Genomic DNA, 1704 nt, shown 5'->3' on the forward strand with positions numbered 1-1704 from the left:
CTCGCCGTCGCGCCGGCGCAGCACTGGATGCAGTGCAGGCCGAGGCCGAGGCCATGCCGCCATGCAGCCCCCGCGTTCTGCGCAGTCGCTCGCATGGACGCGTGCCGGCAGCGATCCAGCAAGCGAGCCTTCCACGCGGTGAATTGCAGGGCGCCGGCCGTGAGCACCACCAGGCCGGCGAGGGCCGGCATGGCCCGCGCCAGCGTCGGCCACTGCAGCGCGAGCGCGACCAGCATCGCACCGAGGATGAAGACCCCCAATCCCAGCGCGGTCCACACCAGGAAGTAGGCCACCGCCGCGACCAGCGTCAGCCACGTCGCGCGCCCGGTTGCTTCGGCGGCCACCCGATAGCGCCACAGCGCCGGCGCCACCGATGGCAGCATCATCGCCACCATCATTACAGTCCACATGCCGACGAAGGCCGCCGCGGCGCCGGCCCAGGTCTGCCCGCACATCGGCGTCCACGCCATCGACAGCGTCCAGCCGCCGGGCATCGGCGTGGCCGCCATCGACGGCATCGCGTCATGCAGCGTGCCATGCAGCGACACCGTGGCCGCCGTGCCGAGGCAGAACAGCACCGCGCAGACGCCGAAGAAAACCCGCCGGCTCCCGTCCCTGCGCGCCGGCCCGGGGCCCGCGCAGCAACGCCCCCGCTCAGCGCTCGCCGTACTCGTCATGGCGGCGCCACCAGACACCCGTCTCGTTGCGACCCTTCGGCGCGCGGTCCAGCCACTGGTACATGCCCCACAGCCCGTCCAGCCCGCGCGCATACGCCGAGTAGGTGTGATAGACCACGCCGTCCTCCATCACGAAGGCGCTCAGGCCCGGCCGGTCGCGGTGGAAGGTCGCCGTGTCGGTGCCGCACATCGCGGCGACCTGGTCTTCCGCCGCCTGGCCGCCGCCTTCCATGTTGCGGCGCCATCCCCGCACCGCGGGCTCGCGGCGGTAGTTGTATTCGATGTCGCCATCGCGCTGCTGCGCGGTCGTGAAGGAGACGTGGAAGTCGGCGTTGAAGTCGCTGTCGTCCGACGACGCCCACGGGAAGGTCCATCCCATGCGGTGCTTGTAGGCCTGCAGCTTGACAAGGGGCGCGCGGGACACGGCGGTCAGCGCGACGTCGTGGTTGGCGAGGTGGACCGCAAAGCCGTTGAAGCCGTCGGCGATCGCGGAGCACGACGGGCAGCCGGCCTTGTAATCGGGCCCGAACATGAAGTGGTAGACCAACAGCTGCGAGCGGCCGCGAAACAGGTCGGCCAGCGTCGCGGGGCCGTCGTCGGTGTCGAAGCGGTAGGTCTTGTCGATCCGCAGCCAGGGCAGCGCCTGCCGCTGGCGCGCGATCTCGTCGCTGCGTCGCGTCAGGGCCTTCTCGGCCTCGAGCAGTTCCAGGCGGGCGGCCAGCCATTGTTCCCGGGTGGCGGTGGGGTGGGTTGTCATCGTGCTTCCTCCATGTGGACGTGGCGTGGGCCGCCAAGCTGTCGTGCAGCGCGGCAGCGGCACGCCGGGTCGGTTGATCCTCGTGCTAGATTAGGCGCCGGCTTCGACAGGGAGGGAGTGACAAGTGTGGCGTGATTCGAATGGACCCGACGATCTCGGCAGCGGCCCGCGCGCTGGCGGTCGGTGACCCGCTCGGGGCGCTCAATTGCGTCGCCCTGCGTGAGGACGCCCCGGCGCTCGCGCTGCGCGGCATCGCCATGGCGCAGCTCG

2 protein-coding genes and 1 pseudogene are annotated in these 1704 nt (G+C 71.1%); 1 reads left to right on the plus strand and 2 read right to left on the minus strand.

Going from position 1 to position 1704, the window contains the following annotated elements; translation table 11 throughout:
- Both AC6EI8_RS26365 and AC6EI8_RS26370 read right to left on the minus strand, forming a co-directional pair.
- Positions 1–578, minus strand: a 578-nt coding sequence (locus AC6EI8_RS26365; protein WP_498383374.1) for a DUF2182 domain-containing protein, incomplete at its 3' end; no start/stop codon positions are given.
- Positions 579–654: 76 nt separating this feature from the next.
- Positions 655–1434: a DUF899 domain-containing protein gene (locus AC6EI8_RS26370; protein WP_150083898.1), complete on the minus strand. Its 780-nt coding sequence runs from the start codon at positions 1432–1434 to the stop codon at positions 655–657.
- Between the two features lie 140 nt (positions 1435–1574).
- Between AC6EI8_RS26370 and AC6EI8_RS26375 the strand changes: the two are divergent.
- A pseudogene (locus AC6EI8_RS26375) lies at positions 1575–1704 on the plus strand (helix-turn-helix domain-containing protein); the annotation flags it as partial.

The organism is Cupriavidus sp. R6-3, from assembly GCF_059772245.1.

What these genes read in the sequence shown, in the direction of transcription:
- AC6EI8_RS26370 (WP_150083898.1), bottom strand. Translation starts at nt 1,434, where the DNA reads ATGACAACCCACCCCACCGCCACCCGGGAACAATGGCTGGCCGCCCGC.